Genomic DNA, 19,011 nt, shown 5'->3' on the forward strand with positions numbered 1-19,011 from the left:
GTCCAATGAAGCGGCTCGCCCGCCGCTGTTTTGAGAGCCCCCTAATTGTGGCCATCCACTCGATCAACAAGTCTGCAGCGGCCGACTACTCCTGGTCGCGATCTCCAGGTCGCCCGGTGCCAGCTAGCCGCCGTTCAAAGCGGCCGAACCAAGCTTGCGCCCGTGCGGCCATCACTGAGCACCTCAGATTTCTGTCTGCTCTGAAATTTCTAGGGCGTCATCAACCTCGATGCCCAGGTATCTCACTGTCGACTCGAGCTTGGAGTGTCCTAGAAGTAGTTGAACCGCCCTGAGATTTTTGGTGCGCCGGTAAATCAGCGTTGCCTTTGTTCTGCGTACAGAGTGCGTGCCGTACTCCGCACGGTCCAGGCCGAGCTCCTCGACCCAATGTCCTAGGATCCGAGCGTACTGTCGGGTGCCCAAATGAGGCGACTCGTGCAGTCGGCTGGGGGACAGGAAGTCCTCGGACTTCAGGCGCGCCTGCTTGATCCAAACCTGCAATACGTCCCGCGTCGCTTGAGTGATTTCGAACTGGACCGGTCGCCGTGTCTTCTGCTGCATGATGATGGCGCGCGTCGCCACCTGATCGCCATGGCACACGTCCCGAACCTTGAGAGCGACGAGGTCACAGCCGCGCAGCTGTGCTGTCAATGCCGAGGTTGAACAAGGCGAGTTCACGAACCCTGCCGTCCATTTGGAGCCGAACGCGTAGCGCCCAAATGTCCTTAAGTTTGAAGGGTACCTTTTGGCCGACGAGCTTGCCTTTGTTCCATGGCTCGCGATGAATGAAGTTGCCTGTGGTTCCCATGATGGTCTCCCATCGAGTAAAGAACACTACAGGATGCACTTCTCAACGGACCGAAGTCGCCGCGTTGCCGGCGCTCCACACCGGCAACGCGGGAATTTTCGACGTCGGCTGATTTCCGTGCATGTGAAATGTCGGTCTCGGCCAGGAGCGGTCCTCACAGACATCTCGGTAGATGACGGCTTCAGGCTGGTTGCCGACGTTCAGCCGAGACAACCAGACGACGGCTCTCGACCCAAAGCGGAAGTTCGCTTCAAATGGTTTTGAGAAACCGCACATTATGGTTCATAACTCAGTATTGCACGGGCAACCGCTCTGTTACATTCTGGGTCTCCAGCAAATTCACTGAGCGCACGCGCAAACGGGGCGTTATCAACCCTCTTTATTTCTTGCAATTCCGCTGGTGAAAGTTGGTCATTTCTCCCTGTTCGAATTTCACGGTTCATCTTATCTCTCAGGCGTTGAGTTCTAGGGGATGCATAGTAAGCGATGACGTCCCGTGCCTCGGAGCCAGACACATACCTTCGCGCGAATGGCAGAGCAGCATCATTAATTAATTTGTTCGAGATAAATGACAACTTGGGGCAGAGGGCAATGTAGGCTGCTGTCCTAGATAAATTATTATCAGGAAGACACCCTCTAGCTAGACTCGCTTTCGCGATTTCCGCATATCCCATAACTTCAAGCATCTGCGCCCAAGGTTGCTGTTGCTCATTGTCCGCTGCGCTTAAGCTGCCTGTAATGGTTGTAATAACGAAAAATGCAATGATTCGCAATTTTTTCATGAGTGGCTCTCGATAGGAATTTTGATCACTGCGGAAAACCATGCCCCCATGCAAGCAATGGTGGAAAAAATAGACAGCAGGTTTTGTGGTTACAGGCGTTGGATTTTAAACCAAAGGCATTTGGGCACGACCTTCGATGCTCAACTCTAATTCAGCAAGATATTTCAGCATGTGTCTGCTCCTGGCCGTCTGCTGACCCACAGGTCCTGAGCAACTGATCTGCAAAGCAACCAAACCACCTGATGTAGCTCTCGCAAATCACTGCAGAGCCCTCCAATCAACACGCCCCTGCATCATCCATCCGCTACACCTGCGTAGACGAGTTGGACAGCTCCCGCACCCCCACACCTGCTACGATCCCCCCCGGTGCTCAACACACCTCATAGGCGGAAGTCACTCCCGTAAGTCCAGTGGCTTTTTTTCGTCCATACGTTTCGTCTTGCCCCGAGCTCCGGGGCAAGGCTTGCTTATGGCCGGGTGGCGCGCAGCTATACAAGACCCTTCGGGGGAAATCTGCGGGCGGCCCTATGACCGTGTTGAAGCACCCGGCCGCCTCTCTCAACAGGAGGCGAAGTTGGTAGTCCAACGAATCATAGGAGGCCAGTCATGGCTACGCAGACCCCGTCCGTCCGTGGAATCCCTGCAGACGACATCACCCCCCAAACCTTCCACTTCGGCGACATCCCGATCCGCACATTCCCCGGGAATGGCGTGACTTGGCTTCTTGCCAAGGATGTGTGCACCGCCCTGGGAATCTCCCGCCACAAGCTGGCCACCGGCAAGCTCGCTGAGGACCAGCGCTGCACCGTGCGCCTTGCCAGCGAGCCCGGCCGCAAGCCCAGGCGCGAAGCCGTGGCTGCCGTCAACGCGGACGGCTTGCATGCGCTGATCCAGGCCAGCCCCTCACCTGAGGCCAAGCGCTTCAGGCGCTGGGTGAAGCACAAGGTCCTGGCCAGCATGGATGCATCGGCCAAAGACCGCAAACCCAAGTACAAGACCAAGCATCCGCCCCAGAGCCTGATCCCGGGGCCTGCGCCCAAGGTCTTGCGCCGCATCCGCACCTGCGATGACCTGTCTTTCACACGGCGCAATGCGAAGGGGGAGCGCATTCAGTGGTTTGTGCCGCCGCGCGCGAACAGCGGGCATGAGCACTATGGGATTGGAGAGATCTGGTTCAGCGAGGTGGTGGAGCTGGCCCGCCATAACCCCAGGCATGCCTATGACGCCATGCGGTTTGCGGGGCCGGAGATGGCGCGGTACTGGAACCATGGGCACCCTGACGGCTTCTTCGACCGCATGGCGCGTTGGGCGCTGGGGGCCATTCTTGCCAATGCGCAGGAGCCCATGCTGCCGTTCGAGCTGCCCTGCCTGGGCTTTGCGCCGCTGGAGGGCATGGAGGCCATGCTGGCGACTGCGGCTGCGCCCCGGCCGCTGCCGGACCATGTGCAGGAGGCCATCGACAGGCAGGCCTGGCAGGAAGCGGCCGAGTGCCAGCGGCATTACTACGAGCGCCGCCGCCGTGACCTGATGGCGCGGCACGACTGAGGCGGGCGTCAAATGCCACTCCTTTACCCCAGGAGTGGCCAGCGGCTGACCGGGAAGTGTTCCGGCGCCTTGATTCCGAAGTGGGTGAAGCCTGGTATTGCGAAGTGACCAGGGCAGGCCAGAGCACCCCGCAAAAACTGTGGATGAGCGATGTGCCCGGCTTCATTGACCGGCGCGACTATTTCAAGACCGCCGAGATCAGCGGCAACAGCTACATCGTCAAGAGTCGCCTGGGCCGGGTGGTCTTCGAGACTCCGCTGGCGTAGCGCCAAACTGCCCCCGCCATTTCCTTTGCTGGAGCGCGCTCAGGGCAAATCGATCTTCAGCCCGCGCCCGGTCTGCACGGCCACGTGGTGCGCATCCTTCAGGGCACGGGCCAGCTCTGGATCGGTCTCGTCGAACTCCTTGACCGCCATGCTGCCGATGGTGATCTGGTGCAGCCTGGAGCGATCCAGGCCCCGGTCCAGCAGCACCGCACGCACGTATTGCAGCTGTTGCGCCAGGTGTTGGAAGACATCGTGCCCTGGCAGGGCCAGGGCACGTTGGGCCACCAGCGCCAGGGCGCGATCGATGTATTCAAGGGGCGTCAATGGGATTCAACCGGTTCATGGAGTGGCTGCAGAGCATGCCAGAGCGCCGCGGGCCTGAGAGGGCGGGCCGCTGGAACCAGGGCACCAGGGGCTCCAGGCTCCCCTGGCCTCACCCGGTGGCTCTCAGAAACTGTCCCAGTCGTCATCGGCCGTGGAGGCCATGGCGACGGGCTTGGCGGCGGCCGTTTTTGCCGGGGCCGCCGGGGCTGCGGGCTTGGCTGCGGCAGCGCTGGGCGCCAGGGCCGGGGCACGGTGGATTGCGGCGCTGGTGGTTGGCGTGGCGCTCGCTGCGCGGGCCGCAGTCTGCAGCGGCGCACCGCTGCCGCCCGGCAGCCTGAAGACCGAGACCACGCGCACCAACTGATCGGACTGGTGGCGCAGGCCGGCGGCGGCGCCTGCCATTTCCTCGACCAGGGCCGCGTTCTTCTGCGTGGTCTGGTCGATGTGGGTGATGGCCTCGGCCACCTGGGCGACGCCGCTGTTCTGCTCGGCGCTGGCGTGGCTGATGTCCGAGATGAGCTGGGTGACCTTGCGGATTTCCTCCATGGCCTGCTCCATGGTTTCCCCGGCAAACGCGGCCTCCTGGTTGCCGGTGTGGATTTCGGCCACGCTGTGGCTGATGAGCTGCTTGATTTCCTTGGCGGCCTCGGCGCTGCGGCCTGCCAGGGCGCGCACTTCCTCGGCCACCACGGCAAAGCCGCGGCCATGCTCGCCGGCCCGGGCCGCTTCCACGGCGGCGTTGAGGGCGAGGATATTGGTCTGGAAGGCAATGCCGTCAATGACGCCGATGATGTCGGCAATCTTCTTGCTGCTGGCGTCTATGCCCTGCATGGTCTGCACGACCTTGCGCACGGCCTGCCCGCCTTCGGTGACGACGCGCTGGGCCTCGCGCGTGATGCGGTCGGCCGATTGCGCGTGGTCTGCGTTGTGGGCCACGGTGGAGCCCAGTTCCTCCATGGCGGCGGCGGTCTGCTCCAGCGCGCTGGCTTCGCTTTCGGTGCGGGCGGCCAGGTCCTGGTTGCCCTGGGCGATTTCCGCGCTGGCCAGGGCCACGCTGTGGGCCTGTTCGTTCACGCTGCCGACCACGCGCGTCAGGCCCGTGCTGGTGGTGTTCATGGCTTCCAGCAAGTGGCCGATTTCATCCTGGCGGTCGCTGGCGATGCGCACGGTCAGGTCGCCATCGGCAATGGCGTAGGCCATGTGGCTGGCCTGCTTCAAGGGGCGCACGATCATGCGGCGGATGAGCCAGAACCATGCCGCCGACAGCAGCAGCACGGCGCCCAGGCCCATGAGGGCGAACTGCAGGATCAGGCTGCGGGTCTCGGATACGGCTTCGTCCACGTAGGCGCTGGTGGCAATGACCCAGTTCCAGGGTGCGTATTGGCTGAAGACGACCAGCTTGTCGCGGGCCTGGGTTTCGCCCGGATTGGTCCAGGGATAGGCCATGCTGCCCTGCTTGCGGTCCAGCATGTCGCGGATGAAGAAGCGGCCATCGCCGTCCTTGGAATCGCTCATGTTCTGGCCTTCCAGGGCGGGATGCACGACCAGTTGGCCGCGCTGGGGGCCGTCTTCGGCATTGAGCACGTAGTAGTAGCCGGTCTGGCCCACCTTGAGCGCGCGGATGGAATCCTTGAAGTGCTCCAGCAGTTGCGAGAAGTCCTGGCCCACGAAGGCGATGCCCACGGTGGCGCCGGAGGCGTCCTTGAGCGGGCGGTATTGCGTCATGTACTGGCGGCCGAACAGGTGGGCCAGGCCCATGTAGCTTTGGCCGGCCTGGATGGCGGCGTAGGCGGGATGGGCGCGGTCCAGCCGGCTGCCCAGCACGGCCGCGCTCTGGTCGCCTTTCTCGTTTTTGAGCGTGGTGACAATGCGCACGAAGTCGCCCTGCCCCTGGGCCGCAAACACGGTGGCCACGGCGCCGGTGCTGCGCGTGAAGGCCTGCAGGTGTGCATCGTTGCCGTTGAGCGGCTGGCCGTCCAGGCTCAGCACGGGTTCGCCGCCGCTGGTGTCCAGGCTGAGCGTTCCCTGCAGGCTGCGCGCCAGGCTGTCGGCCAGGAACTGGGTGCGCTGGCGCAGCTCCTTGTCGGTGGACTCGACGAAGTTGTGCAGCATCTGGACGCCCTGCTGCATCTCGTTGTGCATTTTTTTCTGCAGGGACTTGCTCACATCCCAGGCAATGCCCAGCACCAGCAGCGCCAGGATGGCGGCGACCCAGACAAAATTGGTGAGTGACAGCTTTGCGCCCAATCCTTGGCGGCGCCAGAAACGTTGACCGATGTGCATTGATGCATCTCCTGTGCGGCGTTGTGCGCCGCTGTTGTGCGCGCACAGGCGGGGAATGCCTGCGTGCCAAGCCATGCTGACCAAAGTCAAGCCCTGGTGATTCATGGGCCGAAGCGTATCGACGCTGCCGCATGCGGGATTTGAGATGGGTCAAGGAAGTAACCAAGTGTTGCAACGGCAGCGTCCGGCCATCGCGCCCGGCTTCGGCTGGGTGCGTCGACAATTCCGGTTCCACCGCTTTGTCTGCCGTGCCCCATGTCCAATGCCCGCCTCCCCTCCTTCCGGTTCCTGATCGGCTTCGAGACCGCAGCCCGCCTGGGCAATTACTCGCGCGCGGCAGAGGAGCTGTGCATTTCCCAATCCGCCGTGAGCCACCAGATTGCGCAGCTGGAGCAGCAGTTGGGCCAGCCGCTGTTCCGCCGCAAGGGGCGCGGCGTGGAACTGACGGTGGCGGGCCGGCTGCTGCTGGACAGCGTGGGCAAGTCGCTGGACCAGATACGCCACGGGCTCAGCCGCATCGAGACCTACATGGACGACAGCCTGGTCACCATCGTCTGCCCCGCCCCCGTGGCCAGCGGCTGGCTGCAGCCGCGCCTGGACGGCCTGCTGCAGCGCCACCCCCAGCTGTGCCCCATCGTCTCCACCGACGAGACGGCGCGCTACATCGACGAGCTGGATGTGGACATCGCCATTACCCGCGAGCCGCTGCGGCAGACCGATGTGCTGCAGGTGCCGCTGCTGGCCGACGAGCTGGTGGCCGTGCGCGCACCCGGGCCGCACACAGGCGACGGCCTGCTGTGCCTAGAGGAAGACCTGACCAGCGACCGCACCGGCCCCTTCATCCGCCAGCACCTGGGCCGGCTGCGCAAGACCGCCATCTACGACGACGCACGCCTGCTGCTGGACGCGGCGCTGCGCGGGCGCGGCTGCGCCGTGGTGTCGCGCCTGCTGGCGGACGAGGCACTGGGCACGGGCCGGTTGCAGTTGCTGGAAGGCATTCCACCCTTTGCGCTGGGCCGCCTGTGGATGTCGCGCATCGAGGGGGAGCCTCGCATGGCGCTGGTGCGCGAGGTGTTTGACTACCTTGTGGAGCAGGCAGTGCCGCTTGCCAAAGCATGAGCTGGGTTGATTGATTACAGCAAAAGATATCAATTTTCAGAATGAATACGGGCTCGGACAATCGCGGCATTCCCCCAAGCACCTGCTGAAGACACCATGCCTTACGCCCTTTCCCGCCGCTGCCTGCTGAACTGCCTGGGCCTGTCGCCCATGGCGGCCCTGGCCGGCACCGCCGCCGCCCGCTCCACGGCAGCCCGTGCCGAAGGCAGCCGCCAAGACCCGGACAGCCTGGAGACCTGGCACATGCCCGACGAGGGCGAGCCGCACCAGTCCACCTGGATGTCCTTCGGCCCCAGCGAGAGGGTCTGGGGCCGCCGCCTGCTGGAGCCCGCGCGCGAGCACCTGGCCGGCATTGCGCGCGCCATTGCCGCCTTCGAGCCCGTGAACATGCTGGTGCGCGAGCGCGACTACGACCTGGCAGCGCGCCTGTGCGGCAACCGCGTCAAGCTGCATGTGCAGCCCGTGGATGACCTCTGGATGCGCGACACCGGGCCGGTCTTCGTGCGCAAGCTGGGCAGCGGCACTGGCAGCAGCAAGGGCGAACTGGCGGGCGTGGATTTCAACTTCAACGGCTGGGGCGACAAGCAGGCGCATGACAACGATGCCGAGGTGGCAGGCTTTGTCACCGAAGCCGCCAACGTGCGCTACCTGGAGACCGCGCTGGTGCTGGAGGGCGGCGGCATCGAGGTGGACGGCCAGGGCACGGCCCTCATCACCGAAAGCTGCGTGCTCAACCCCAACCGCAATCCGGGCCTGTCGAAAAGCGCCTGCGAGGCCGAACTCAAGCGCCTGCTGGGCCTGCGCAAGATCATCTGGCTGCCCGGCATTGCGGGCCGCGACATCACGGACGGGCACACCGACTTCTATGCGCGCTTTGCCTCGCCCGGCGTGGTGGTGGCAGGCCTGGACGACGACCCGGACTCCTACGACTACGCCGTCACGCGGCGCCACCTGGACATACTGCGCCAGGCCACCGATGCGCGCGGGCAAAAGCTCAGCGTGCAGGTGCTCAAGGGCCCCTCGTCGGTGCGCAGCAAGCTGGAGTCCAGGGAGTTCGCGGCCGGCTACATCAACTTCTATGTGTGCAACGGCGCCGTGATCGCCCCGCAGTTTGGCGATGCCCGCGCGGACGCCAACGCCCGCTCCCTGCTGCGCGAGCTGTTTCCCCGCCGCGAGGTGGTGCAGCTGGACATCGACGCGATTGCCGCCGGGGGTGGCGGCATCCACTGCACGACGCAGCAGCAGCCGCTTTGATGCGCGCCGGGCGGCAATAAGAATCGTCTTAACCTGGGCTGCGCAAGGCCGGGCAAGACTGGAGAGCGGTATATCGATCCGTTTTTTCCAGACATGCAGCCAAAGAGAATCTCGCAGAAACTGTGCGACCCATGCTACGAATTGCTGAGCAATACAAGCCTGTCAACGCCCCACTCCGGACTGAGGTTCCGCTTTTATTCACTGGAGCAGGACGCCAATTTCGTGAACTATGACTGCGTGCATTGCCAGGCGCCCCTGGCGATGAAGACAAGCCGGCGCGGGGCACTTCTGGGGTTTCGCCTGATGTCGTCCGAACCGTACTATCCCCTGGGTGAGGGGGACGCCGAGGACGGCAGCCAGGCGCAAGGCCAGGGGCTAAAAGGGTGACCGGCTTGTGCAGCCCGCAGGCCGGTCAGTCGAAGAGATGGTGCTCGGCGCAGAAGGCCGCCAGGTCCTGGTTGCTGTCCACGTTCAGCTTGCGCATGGCGGAGTTCTTCTGGAGGCTGACGGTCTTGACGCTGCGCCGCAGCCGTGCGGCGATTTCGGTGATGGACTCACCATTGGCGAAATGCCTGAGGACTTCGAACTCGCGCGGCGAGAGGCTGTTGGCGCGCTCGGCCAGGAAAACGGACCGCTCCTGCCTGGGCGTGTCGGCCTGGAATGAGGGCGAATAGTAGCGGGCATTGAGGCGGACACACTGCAGCGCCGCCATGATCTGGGTGAGCGGCTCTTCCTTGAGCAGCACACCGGCGACGCCGGCGTCATACAGGGCCGAGATGATCATGGGATTGGAGACGGTCGTCAGCACCAGCACCTTGATGTCCGGGAAGTGGCGTATCAGATAGTCCACGTAGCGCAGGCCATCGCCATAGACATCGTCGCCCGGCATGGAGTAGTCGGTCAGAACCACGTCCAGGGGGTTCGATCTGGCGTATTGCATCAAGGACGATGGCGTGCTGAACGTGGCCACGACCTGGAGATTGGGGTCCTGCTCCAGGAAGTCCTTGACGCCAAGCAGGACCACGGCGTGGTCGTCCACGACAGCAATGCGCAGTTTCAGTTTCATGGGATCGCAAGCAAAGGGTTAGGGCTGGGGCAATTGCGCCATCATCGCGCGAAGGTCGGCCAAGAGGTCGTCCAGCAGGACTGACAGCGCGGCCTGCAGGCCGGGCTCCCGGGTGCCGTTCGGGAGCTGGTCCTCCAGCGACTGGGTGCGCGCGGCAAGCTCCTGCATCCTGGCCAGCAACAAGGCGCCGCGCATGCGATGCAGCGCCTGCACGGCCAGGTCGGGCCGGCGCTCCTCCAGGCCGCGGGCCAGCATTGCGATGTCGTCGTTCATGCACTGCACGAAGACCTGCCTGTGCGTCTGCAGCACGTTGGGCTCCGACAGGGCCGCAGGCTGCGGGGTGTCCCCCACCGGGGTATCGGCCTGGGCAGGCGCCGGACGGAGCCGCTTTTTCGGCGCGAACTTCTCCAGGGTGCGGACCAGCGTGCGCAACTGGATGGGCTTGACCAGCCAGGCATTCATGCCGGCATTCAGGCAGCGGTTTTCCTCGTCCAGCATGGCATTGGCGGTCACGCCGACGATGGGGCAGGCAACGCCCTCCGCACGCAGCCGCTCCGCCAGTTCGTAGCCGTTGAGGTAGGGCATGTTCACGTCCGTCAGCACCAGATCGTGCGGGCTGATGTCCCACAGCGCCAGCGCCTCCTCCCCGTCGTCGGCGACCGTGACTTCGCAGCCCAGGCTCTCGAGCTGGCCGCGCAGCGTCACCTGGTTGACTGGATTGTCCTCGGCGACCAGCACGCGCAGGTCGAACAGGGGCAGATCGGAACCGGAGCCGGAGCCGGCCGAGCGCTGTGCGCCGCCGAGCACTTGCGCAATGCCCAAACCGATGCTCATAACGTTGTGCCCATCAATGCCCCGGTTGTCCGGCGAGGAAAGGTTCAGGTGCGGCCCCATCCATCCGGGCGCGGGGCTGTCCGCCGGCAACAGGACATCCAGCAGCAGTTCATCCTTGTCTGCGGCCACCGGGGCGGCGCCCACTGCGCGGGCCTGGCCGCCCCAGCGCTGCAGCCAGGCACAGATGTTGTCCGTCAGCTCGGGGTGGGGAGTGCGCACCGCGATGCGGGCACCCTTGAGCTCGGGCGCCTCCTCCTCCTCCTGCGCGACGGTCTCCAGCCCCAGCTCGAACCAGAACCGGCTGCCCAGGCCGGGCTCGCTCCAGACCTCGATGGAGCTGGACATCATCCGGGCCAGGCTCCAGCAGATGGACAGGCCCAGGCCCGCTCCACGGGCGGTGCGGCTGCTGTTCTTGACCAGATAAAAGGGTGTGAAGAGCTCGCCATGCAGGGATTTTTCTATGCCCACGCCCGTGTCGCAGACCTCGAACACCAGCCGGACCTGGGAGGCCGTGCCCGGCACGCTGCGCAGGCGGACGATCACATGGCCGGCCTCCGTGAACTTGACGGCATTGCTGATGAGATTGCCCAGGATCTGGCGGATGCGCACCGCATCGCCCAGCACCGACTCGGGCACATGCGCGTCCACGCAGGAAAACAGCAGCAGGCCGTTTTGCTGCGCCATGGCGGCATAGGAGCTGGTGCAGTTTTGCACCAGCTCCCGGGGATTGAACGGGGCCTTTTCCAGTTGCAACTGGCCCGCCTCGATCTTGCTGGTGTCCAGGATGTCGCTGATGATCTGCAGCAAGATGGACGAAGAGGCTTCGATACGGTCCACATACTTGCGCTGCAGCTGCGTGAGATCGGTCAGGCCCAGCAGCTCCAGCGTGCCCAGCGCGCCATACAGCGGCGTGCGGATCTCGTGGCTCATGGTCGCCAGAAAGGTGGACTTTGCCTCGTTGGCCTCGTCCGCCGCGATTCTTGCCCGCTCCAGATTGCTCTCGATTTCTGCGCGCGCACTGACGTCGGCAAACACGCACAGCGTCACATCCTGGCCCAGGTAGCGGGTGGGCGCGTAGGCCACGTAAAGCGTTCGGCCCTGCGCGGTGACCAGGCGCTCCATGGTGCCTGCGGCCCGGGCCTGGACAATCTCGTCCAGTGCCGCCTTGTTCTCCGGCGAGCCGGGGCGCAGGTAGCCATCGGCCGAGTGCAGCCACTCCTGCACCAACGAGTTGCTGAAGATGATTTTCCCGCTGCCGTAGGCCACAAGACAGATGGCCACGGGAGCGGTTTCGATCAGCGTCCTGTTGAATTCATTGCTCTCGACGATGACCCGCTGCGCCTCCTGCGCGGGCGCAATCACCTTGCGGTTGAACCAGCGGGTATAGGCAATACCGGCCAGCAGGCTCAGCAGCAGGGCCAGCACCAGGCCGGCAGAAGGGGCGAACAGCCTGCCCTGGAAAAAGGTGGCGTAGTCCACCTGGTAGTAGCCGGTCCACCGGCCGGAGGCATCCTCGGTCTTGAGGACCAGGCCATTGCGCGTGTACCGCATCCCCGCCTCGTCCACCTGCGGCACCGGGCCGGTGCCCATGAGCACGCCGAAATCCCGGTGCTCCAGCCAGAAAAGATGCCTGGGCAGCGTATGGATGGATCTTTCTATGGCGCTGATGCGCTGGCGGCTGAAAAGGATGGCAGCGTAGATCGGGCTTGTGGCGGCTTCGTCGCCGGCATCGATATGGCTTGAAAAGCCGGCTGCGACCATGCCGATCATCTTTTCCGGGAACTGGGGCGACCGGAACCAGACGATCTCCTGCGCCGGCGCCGTGGAGCCGGCGCCCGGCCGGGCATCGGCGGCCCTGGCCCGCAGATGCGCCTTGACGGCGGCAATCGTGCTGTCGAACATTTCCTGCGTGACGCTCTCGTTGCCGATGGGCACGTCGATGGCCGGCACGCCGATGCTGATCGCCCCGTCCTCCTTGGTGAAGAAGGCAGCGGCTGCAGGGAAGTAGGAGCCTGCCCAGAAGGAGGAATAGCCTGCGGCCAGGGAGCTGCCCAGCGAGAAAAGCCGGTCCGGGAGCGTGTCGCAGGCCACGCGCGCAGAGCATTGCAATGAAAAGGGAATGCCGCCGATGGCCTCGCGGCCACGGAACATGCGGTAGTCCGCCTGCGCAGGTGCGGGCACGTCGACGATGGTGGCTATCCTCTGGTCCGGCAGCGCTTTCCAGGACTCGTTGCGGCCCTTGAGCCGCCGAAGGAAGATTTCCTGCTCCTGCAGCGAGCCGACGATGGCGGAGAAGTTCAAGGCCAGGCGGCCCTGCTCCTGCTCGAAGATCCTCTCAGAGCCCCACAGCAGCACGGCGATGAGGAAGATCGCAAGGGGAAGCACTCCAAACAGTACCCGGTTCTGCCAGCGTGTGGTGCGTGTGATCTTGCTGAACGGGGAGTCGGGCATGGACGCCTTGCGTGCTTGGGTCAGGTGGGGTTGCCTTGGTGTCGGGGTTCGGATGCCAGCATAAGGGCAAATTCGCTGGCGGGCACCGCGGCGGACAGCAGATATCCCTGCACGCAATCGCAGCCGATGCTGCGCAGCAACTCCAGGTCCTGGGTGGTCTCCACCCCTTCCGCCGTCACCGTCAGGCCCAGTTGCCGCCCCAGCTGCACCGACGATGTCAAGGCGGCTGTGCGCACCTCGTCACCCGAGGCGCCGGCCACGAAGGCCCGGTCGATCTTCAATTCGGTGAAGGGCGTGGAGATGAGGCTGTACATCGAGCTGTAACCCCGCCCGTAGTCATCCTGGGCCAGGCCAAAGCCTTTGAGCCGCAGGCGGCTCGCGCACATGTAGTAGTTGGCGGGTATGCCGACGGCCTGGTCCTCCAGCAGCTCGAACGTGATGTTCTCCGCAGCGATGCCGCACCGGGCCGCCATGCCGTGCAATTCATCCGGCAGGCCAATATCGTCCAGCAGCGGTATCGGCAGGTTGACGGACACAGGCACGACATGTCCGGCACTGCGCCAGGCCAGGTGCGCTGCCATGGCGTCTTCCATCATCCGCACCAGCAAGGCATGGTCCAGGCCATGGAACCGTATGGCTGACATGAACGAGCCCGGCATCATGAAGCCGAACTGCCGATCGTTCCAGCGTGCCAGCGCTTCCACACCGACGGTGTGGCCCGTGAGCAGGGATTTCTTGGGCTGGAACCAGGCCTGTATGGTTTTCTCCTCCAGCGCCTGGATCAGGTGTGCCTTGGCGAAAATCGGCCGTTCCTTGATGCCTGGAGCGCTTTTCCTCTCGTAGGCACGCAAGGACCTGAGTTGGCTGGCCAGGACCTGGACATGGTCCGCACCGAACGGCTTTTGAAACATCCCGATGACGGAAAAGCCGGACTCCTTGGCCATGAGACTGACACTGTTCATCAACCGGCGCGAGCAGGAGCTGGATATGACGAGCATGGGATGCAGGCCGCGCTGGCTCAGTTCATTGATGAACTGCAGGCCGTCCATGTCGGGCATTTTCAGGTCGGTGATGACGAGGTGGAATCCGCCATCGCGCAGCATTTGCAGGGCATCGCGTGCGTTGCAGGCAATGTGCGTGTCCACGATTCCCGCCTCCATGAGCAGGCTGCGCGTGTGCTCGCAGCACAGGGCGTGGTCGTCAAGAATGAGTACTTTGAATGTCGACAGCATGGGATCAGGTCCTGCATTGCTTGATGTGGTTCAGGGTGGTGCGCAGCACCGCCAACGTGAATGGCTTGCACAGCAGGCTGTCGAAGCCGGCCGGCAGTCCGTCGCCCTGCCCTTGCGCCTGCCCTTGCGCCTGCGCCTGCGTCTGCGTCTGCGGCTGGGCATTGGCCGTCAGCCCGACGATCGGGCGGCCGTAGCCACGCTTTCTCAGCGCACGCGCCAGGGCCAGGCCGTCCAGCAGCGGCATGTGCAGGTCGGTGAGAACGGCGTCGAATTCGAGAAGGCCGGGCATGGACAGCGCGTCCTGTCCATTGCTGGCCTGCTGGACCTCGCAGCCCAGCACCTGCAGTTGCTCTCGCAGGATGATTCTGTTGATGGGGTTGTCCTCGACGATGAGCACACTCAGCCCCATCGGCTCGTGGACCTGGGGAACGGCGGCGTACAGGTCAGGGCGCGCGCCCGGCGCAATGCCCTGCTGGGCCATGCCCAGCGCCTGGCCCACGGCCAGCACGCCAGGCATGCTGGTTTCCCACACACGGGCCTGCAGGGTTTCGCGGGGGACCTCGCCCGGCGCCAGCGCCAGAACGCATTTGCCCGTCCATTGCGGACGGCGCACCGACCGTGGCCAGGCTTGCACCAGCACCGCCTGTTCATTGGGGCCCTGCACCTGCTCCCGGTACGGCTGGGCCATGGCGCCCCAATGCCGCAGCCAGGCGCACAGGTTGTGCACGACTTCCGGAATGGCGCCATCCACGTAGACGGTGTGCGGCAACAGGCTGGGCACCGCCTCATAGCCTGCCGCGCTCTCGCGCGGCAGGCGCAGCTCGAATGACACGCAGGTCCCCAGTCCCGGCTGGCTGGCGGCCGTCAGCCGCCCGCCCATCTCCTGGCTGAGGCGCAGGCAGATGGACAGACCCAGGCCCGCGCCCTGGACCTGCTGCTGCGTGGCCGCATGGGCACGGAAGTACGGGTCGAACAGGAAGGGCTGCTGCTCCGGCTCGATGCCGATGCCCGTGTCCTGAACCTGGAACCGCAGGTCGGTGCCTTCCTCGCTCTCTCCCATGACCTGCAGGCGGATGGCCACATGGCCGGAGAACGTGAACTTGATGGCATTGCCCACCAGGTTGTCCAGGATCTGCCGCAGCCGCAAGGCATCGCCCACCAGCAGGGGCGGCGTTTTCACATCGGAGACGGCATACAGCTGCAGCCCCTTTTGCTCGGCACGCGACAGCAGGCCCGCGGCCACGCTGTCGAGCAGTTCGGTGGCCGAGAACGCATGGGCCTCCAGTTGCAGCCGGCCCGCCTCGATGGCCGACAGGTCCAGGCTGTCGTTGACGATGCGCAGCAAGGAGGCCGACGCCTGCTGCATGGCCCCCAGGTAGCGGGTCTGTTCGGAAGGAGCTCTGGACAGCGCCAGCAGCTCCAGCGTTCCCAGGATACCAAAGAGCGGCGTCCGTATTTCATGGCTCATGGTGGCCAGAAACTGCGTCTTGGCCTGGCTTGCCGATTCGGCGCGCAGCTTGGCATCGACAAGCGCTGCCTGCGCCTGCCTGAGCGCCGTCACATCGCTGACCAGGCAAAAAACCACCGGCTCGCCTGCGTGGCTGGTGTGCGTGGTGCGGACCTCCACCAGCCGACCGTCTCCCAGCACCAGCTCGCGCCGGCCCTGCTGCGCGCCCGCGGCAACGGCATGCTCGAACCACGAAGAATCACTGCACACCCACTGCCGCGCCAGTCCGTTGGACAGCAGCAGGCTGCGATCGCTGCACCGCACCAGCGCCAGGCCCACAGGGGCCGTGTCCAGCAGCTTTCGGCAGAGCGCATCACCGGCGGCGCAGGCGCCTGCCCGGCTCCAGGCCGAAGCCGGCACGCCGCGGCGCAGCCGGCGCACGCACCATGCAAGAACAGCCATGAAGGCAAGCCCCAGCGACACGGACCCCAGCAGCAGCCAGACATGGGCCCTGACCAGCTGCCGCGCGGGCTCCCAGCGGCCTGCAAGCCATCCGGCGTTGTTCGCGGATTTGCTCAGCAACAGGGATTCGGGAAGCGCCCGGCCTGCCTGCCTCAGTGAATGGAGCGGCCCGGGCTGGCCCTGCGGTGCGCTGGCGCGCCACGGCCAGGCATAACCGGCTTGCGTGTGGATGGCTGCGTGCGTGGCCTCCACCGCAGCGTCCAGCAGCAGGAAACATCGGTCCATGAAAAACAACTGAATGTCTCGCACGGGCACATGGCCGAGGCTGCGCGACGGCGTCGCCGGGGCGGCGCCGTCCCTGCCGCCGTGACCGGCACAGGCCAGCATGGCCATGATCGCCAGTGCAAATGCCATCAAGTCACGCCGTGCCAGGGACAGGCACAGCCTGTGATGTGTCGATCTGGAAGAAAACAAGAGAGCTTGAAACTGGCGCATTGCCGAATCTTAGGAATCAAAAGGCGAATTTGGACTAAGAATTTTCTTAATGCTGAAACCTCTTGCACGCCGCCTCTCCAAAGAGCGATTTCAAGCATCGATCCTCCATCGGAAAATCGTCAAATATCTTTGGAAATGCCATTATTCCTGTCACTTTAAGAAAATTCTTAAACCAATATCCCTATGCCTTGGAGATCATTGCCGGATTGATTCATCGACAAAGGCTGCTCCGTTTCTGACCACCCCTGTGATATTGAACACAGACGTCGCGCATGCAGAATGCCAGCGCTATTTCACGTCCTGTATTGCGCAATATCCAGAATGCGTTTCGGCAGCCCATTTCAGGGAAAGTAAAAATGGCAATGAGGATATACAGGCAACGATTCACTACCAGGCCGGCAAGCAGGCCGCTGCGCCTGCTCGCCCTGGCGTTGCTCTTGCAAGGCTGTGTCGCCACGGCCCATGCATGGACCGTCGTGGTGGACAGCGCCGCCGACGCAAGCGGCCCGTGCGCCAGCACCGGCCTGGGACCCTGCTCCCTGCGCGACGCCATCACCTACGCCAACGCCAACCGCAACAAAGGGGGCGACAACCGCATCGAGTTCAGCATCGGTGCGGGGGGAGAGCAGACCATCGTCACCCAAAGCAACTGGAATGGCAGCCTCATGCAGCCCATTGCACCGGCCACATCGCTGACGGTGGACGCCAGCACGCAACCCGGCTATGAGGACCACTTGCCACGCCGCCCCCTGATCACGCTGCAGGCAGGCAGCTCCGAGTTCGGTACAGGGCTCGAGCTGGCAGGCGCCATCACGGTGCGCGGTCTGGCGATAGGCGGCTTCAGCACGGCCCTGACGGTGACAGGCGACGGCAACACCGTGCTGGGCTGTCATATAGGCGTTGACGCATCGGGAACGGTCGCCATGGGCAATCGCAGCAACATTATTGTCAACTCCGGCAACCGCAACCGCATCGGCAATCTGGATATTGGCGGACGAAATGTCATTTCCGCGGCGGAAAATTCCGGAGTATGGCTTTCCTGGCCGGGCGTCGGCACAGAAAACATCATTCAGGGAAATTACATAGGCACCGATATCACCGGCAATGTGGCGCTGGGAAACCAGGGAAACGGCATCAGCGTGGCATCCGGATTTACCGGCACGCTGATCGACAGCAACCTCGTCTCCGGCAATGTCAGGGAAACCGGTGGTTCATCCGGGATTTCCATTTCCGGCTCGCACACGCTGGTGACCCGCAACCGTGTCGGGACCAATGCAGCCGGCACGGCCATGATTGCCAACAATGGGCCAGGCATTGCCGTATTCTTTTCGCCGGAAGGCGGACATCGCATTGGCACAGGCCCTGAAGACGGCAACCTGGTTGCCGGAAACAAGGAAACGGCCATTGAATTGAATGGAAACTACGCCGCACGCAACTCGAATACCCTGATTGCCGGGAATATCGTGGGAACCAGCCTGGATGCCAGCACCATGCTGCCCAATCAATGGGGCATCGTCATCAAGGATTCGGACGAGGTGACCGTGCGCGGAAACATCGTCGGTGGCAGCAAGGCGTCCGGCATACAGTTCCAGGGCGCCGGCAAGAACAACCTCGTGCAGGGCAACTACGTGGGCGTCAGTCCCCAGGGAACCGCCCTGCCCAACGGTGAGGGCGTTTCCTTTTTCCAGAAGGCCCATGACACCCTGGTCGGCGGTGACGACGCGGCACATGCCAACGTGATTGCGCACAACAGGCTGTTCGGCGTGGGACTGCGGGGGGACGAAGTCAAGGGCGTCTCCATGCTCGGCAATGCCATCTACGGCAATACCGAGGGAGGCATCGCACGAACCAGCCTGGCCAACGGAGATCCTGCCGATCCGGTGCTGCTCACGGTGACGCCCGACGGCCTGTCCGGCACGCTGGACAGCGTCGCCAACGAGAGCATGCGCATCGAGTATTTCTCGACGCCCAGGCTGCCCGACGGGCTGGTGGAGCGCGCCGCCGGCAAGGTTCTGCTGGGCTCGCAGACCGTGACCACCGATGCCTCCGGCCATGCGCCCTTGGCGTTCAAGGGCGCCATGCCCCCGGGCGACCAGGCCGCTGTCACGGCGACCGCCACCCGGATTTCCACCGGTGACACCTCGCGCTTTTCCAACGCGATGGCGGCCAACGCCGCCCCCGTGGCGCTGCCGCAAGCCGTCACGACGCCGCAGGATACGGCGCTGTCCATCACCCTCGCTGGCACGGACTTCGAGTCGGACCCGCTGCGCTTCGAGATCACCACGGGCCCCGCCCATGGCGGCATCAGCGGCTTCGATCCCCAGACGGGCACGCTGGTCTACACGCCAGCGGCCGGCTACTCCGGGCCCGATACCTTCGCCTTCACGGTATCCGACGGGCACCAGAGCGCTGCCGCACCGGCAGCCGTGTCCATCGAGGTGATCGCTGCCGATCCTCCCGACCCGGGCCCGGGCACCGATCCCGACCCCGGTCCGGGCACGGACCCAGGGCCCGGTGCCGGCCCCGGAAATGTCCAGGCCGTTCCCGGCCTGGGCAAGGGCGGCATGCTGGCGCTGCTGTGCGGCATGGCCTATCTGGCCAGCCGCAGGATGAGGAAAAGGCAGGCCTGAGCCTGCAGCGGGC

General features: G+C 64.3%; 12 protein-coding genes and 1 pseudogene. 5 read left to right on the top strand and 8 right to left on the bottom strand.

Annotated features, from left to right (window positions below; all coding sequences use genetic code 11):
- Positions 1 to 183: 183 nt before the first annotated feature.
- Together INR38_RS19410 and INR38_RS19415 are read right to left on the bottom strand one after the other, a co-directional pair.
- Positions 184 to 808, bottom strand: a pseudogene (locus INR38_RS19410) (tyrosine-type recombinase/integrase).
- A gap of 275 nt (positions 809 to 1,083) precedes the next feature.
- Positions 1,084 to 1,590 carry a hypothetical protein gene (locus tag INR38_RS19415; RefSeq protein ID WP_141441648.1) on the bottom strand — a complete coding sequence of 169 codons (507 nt, stop codon included), beginning with the start codon at positions 1,588 to 1,590 and terminating at the stop codon, positions 1,084 to 1,086.
- Positions 1,591 to 2,196: 606 nt separating this feature from the next.
- Here INR38_RS19415 and INR38_RS19420 point away from each other — a divergent pair.
- Both INR38_RS19420 and INR38_RS28905 read left to right on the top strand, forming a co-directional pair.
- A complete protein-coding gene (locus INR38_RS19420) occupies positions 2,197 to 3,135 on the top strand; it encodes a Bro-N domain-containing protein (protein WP_207443791.1) in 939 nt (312 codons plus the stop codon).
- Between the two features lie 143 nt (positions 3,136 to 3,278).
- Complete coding sequence (locus INR38_RS28905) at positions 3,279 to 3,401, top strand: hypothetical protein (RefSeq protein WP_257759936.1); 123 nt, start codon at positions 3,279 to 3,281, stop codon at positions 3,399 to 3,401.
- Between the two features lie 39 nt (positions 3,402 to 3,440).
- On the opposite strand, the gene INR38_RS19425 is transcribed toward INR38_RS28905, so the two are convergent.
- Positions 3,441 to 3,725: an immunity protein Tsi6 family protein gene (locus tag INR38_RS19425; protein ID WP_207443793.1), complete on the bottom strand. Its 285-nt coding sequence runs from the start codon at positions 3,723 to 3,725 to the stop codon at positions 3,441 to 3,443.
- Positions 3,726 to 3,848: 123 nt separating this feature from the next.
- Positions 3,849 to 6,008 (bottom strand): methyl-accepting chemotaxis protein, encoded by a 2,160-nt coding sequence (locus INR38_RS19430; protein WP_207443795.1) that lies wholly within the window; start codon positions 6,006 to 6,008, stop codon positions 3,849 to 3,851.
- Positions 6,009 to 6,263: 255 nt separating this feature from the next.
- Between INR38_RS19430 and INR38_RS19435 the strand changes: the two genes are divergently transcribed.
- Complete coding sequence (locus INR38_RS19435; protein WP_207443797.1) at positions 6,264 to 7,127, top strand: LysR family transcriptional regulator; 864 nt, start codon at positions 6,264 to 6,266, stop codon at positions 7,125 to 7,127.
- Positions 7,128 to 7,223: 96 nt separating this feature from the next.
- Positions 7,224 to 8,381 carry an agmatine deiminase family protein gene (locus INR38_RS19440; RefSeq protein ID WP_207443799.1) on the top strand — a complete coding sequence of 386 codons (1,158 nt, stop codon included), beginning with the start codon at positions 7,224 to 7,226 and terminating at the stop codon, positions 8,379 to 8,381.
- A 412-nt stretch (positions 8,382 to 8,793) separates the two neighbouring features.
- Here INR38_RS19440 and INR38_RS19445 read toward each other — a convergent pair whose 3' ends face one another.
- From INR38_RS19445 to INR38_RS19460, 4 genes are read right to left on the bottom strand one after another with little or no spacing between them, the layout of a single operon-like run.
- Positions 8,794 to 9,447 carry a response regulator transcription factor gene (locus INR38_RS19445; protein ID WP_034392317.1) on the bottom strand — a complete coding sequence of 218 codons (654 nt, stop codon included), beginning with the start codon at positions 9,445 to 9,447 and terminating at the stop codon, positions 8,794 to 8,796.
- A gap of 18 nt (positions 9,448 to 9,465) precedes the next feature.
- Positions 9,466 to 12,732, bottom strand: a complete 3,267-nt coding sequence (locus tag INR38_RS19450; protein WP_207443801.1) for a hybrid sensor histidine kinase/response regulator — start codon at positions 12,730 to 12,732, stop codon at positions 9,466 to 9,468.
- 20 nt (positions 12,733 to 12,752) lie between these two features.
- Complete coding sequence (locus INR38_RS19455) at positions 12,753 to 13,964, bottom strand: EAL domain-containing protein (protein ID WP_207443802.1); 1,212 nt, start codon at positions 13,962 to 13,964, stop codon at positions 12,753 to 12,755.
- Positions 13,965 to 13,968: 4 nt separating this feature from the next.
- Positions 13,969 to 16,158 (bottom strand): ATP-binding protein, encoded by a 2,190-nt coding sequence (locus INR38_RS19460; RefSeq protein ID WP_242699131.1) that lies wholly within the window; start codon positions 16,156 to 16,158, stop codon positions 13,969 to 13,971.
- A 482-nt stretch (positions 16,159 to 16,640) separates the two neighbouring features.
- Here INR38_RS19460 and INR38_RS19465 point away from each other — a divergent pair, with 482 nt between their 5' ends.
- Positions 16,641 to 18,998: an Ig-like domain-containing protein gene (locus INR38_RS19465; RefSeq protein ID WP_242699132.1), complete on the top strand. Its 2,358-nt coding sequence runs from the start codon at positions 16,641 to 16,643 to the stop codon at positions 18,996 to 18,998.
- The last annotated feature ends 13 nt before the right edge of the window (positions 18,999 to 19,011 follow it).

This window comes from Delftia sp. SD018 (genome assembly GCF_017355445.1).
Taxonomy (GTDB): domain Bacteria; phylum Pseudomonadota; class Gammaproteobacteria; order Burkholderiales; family Burkholderiaceae_C; genus Comamonas; species Comamonas acidovorans.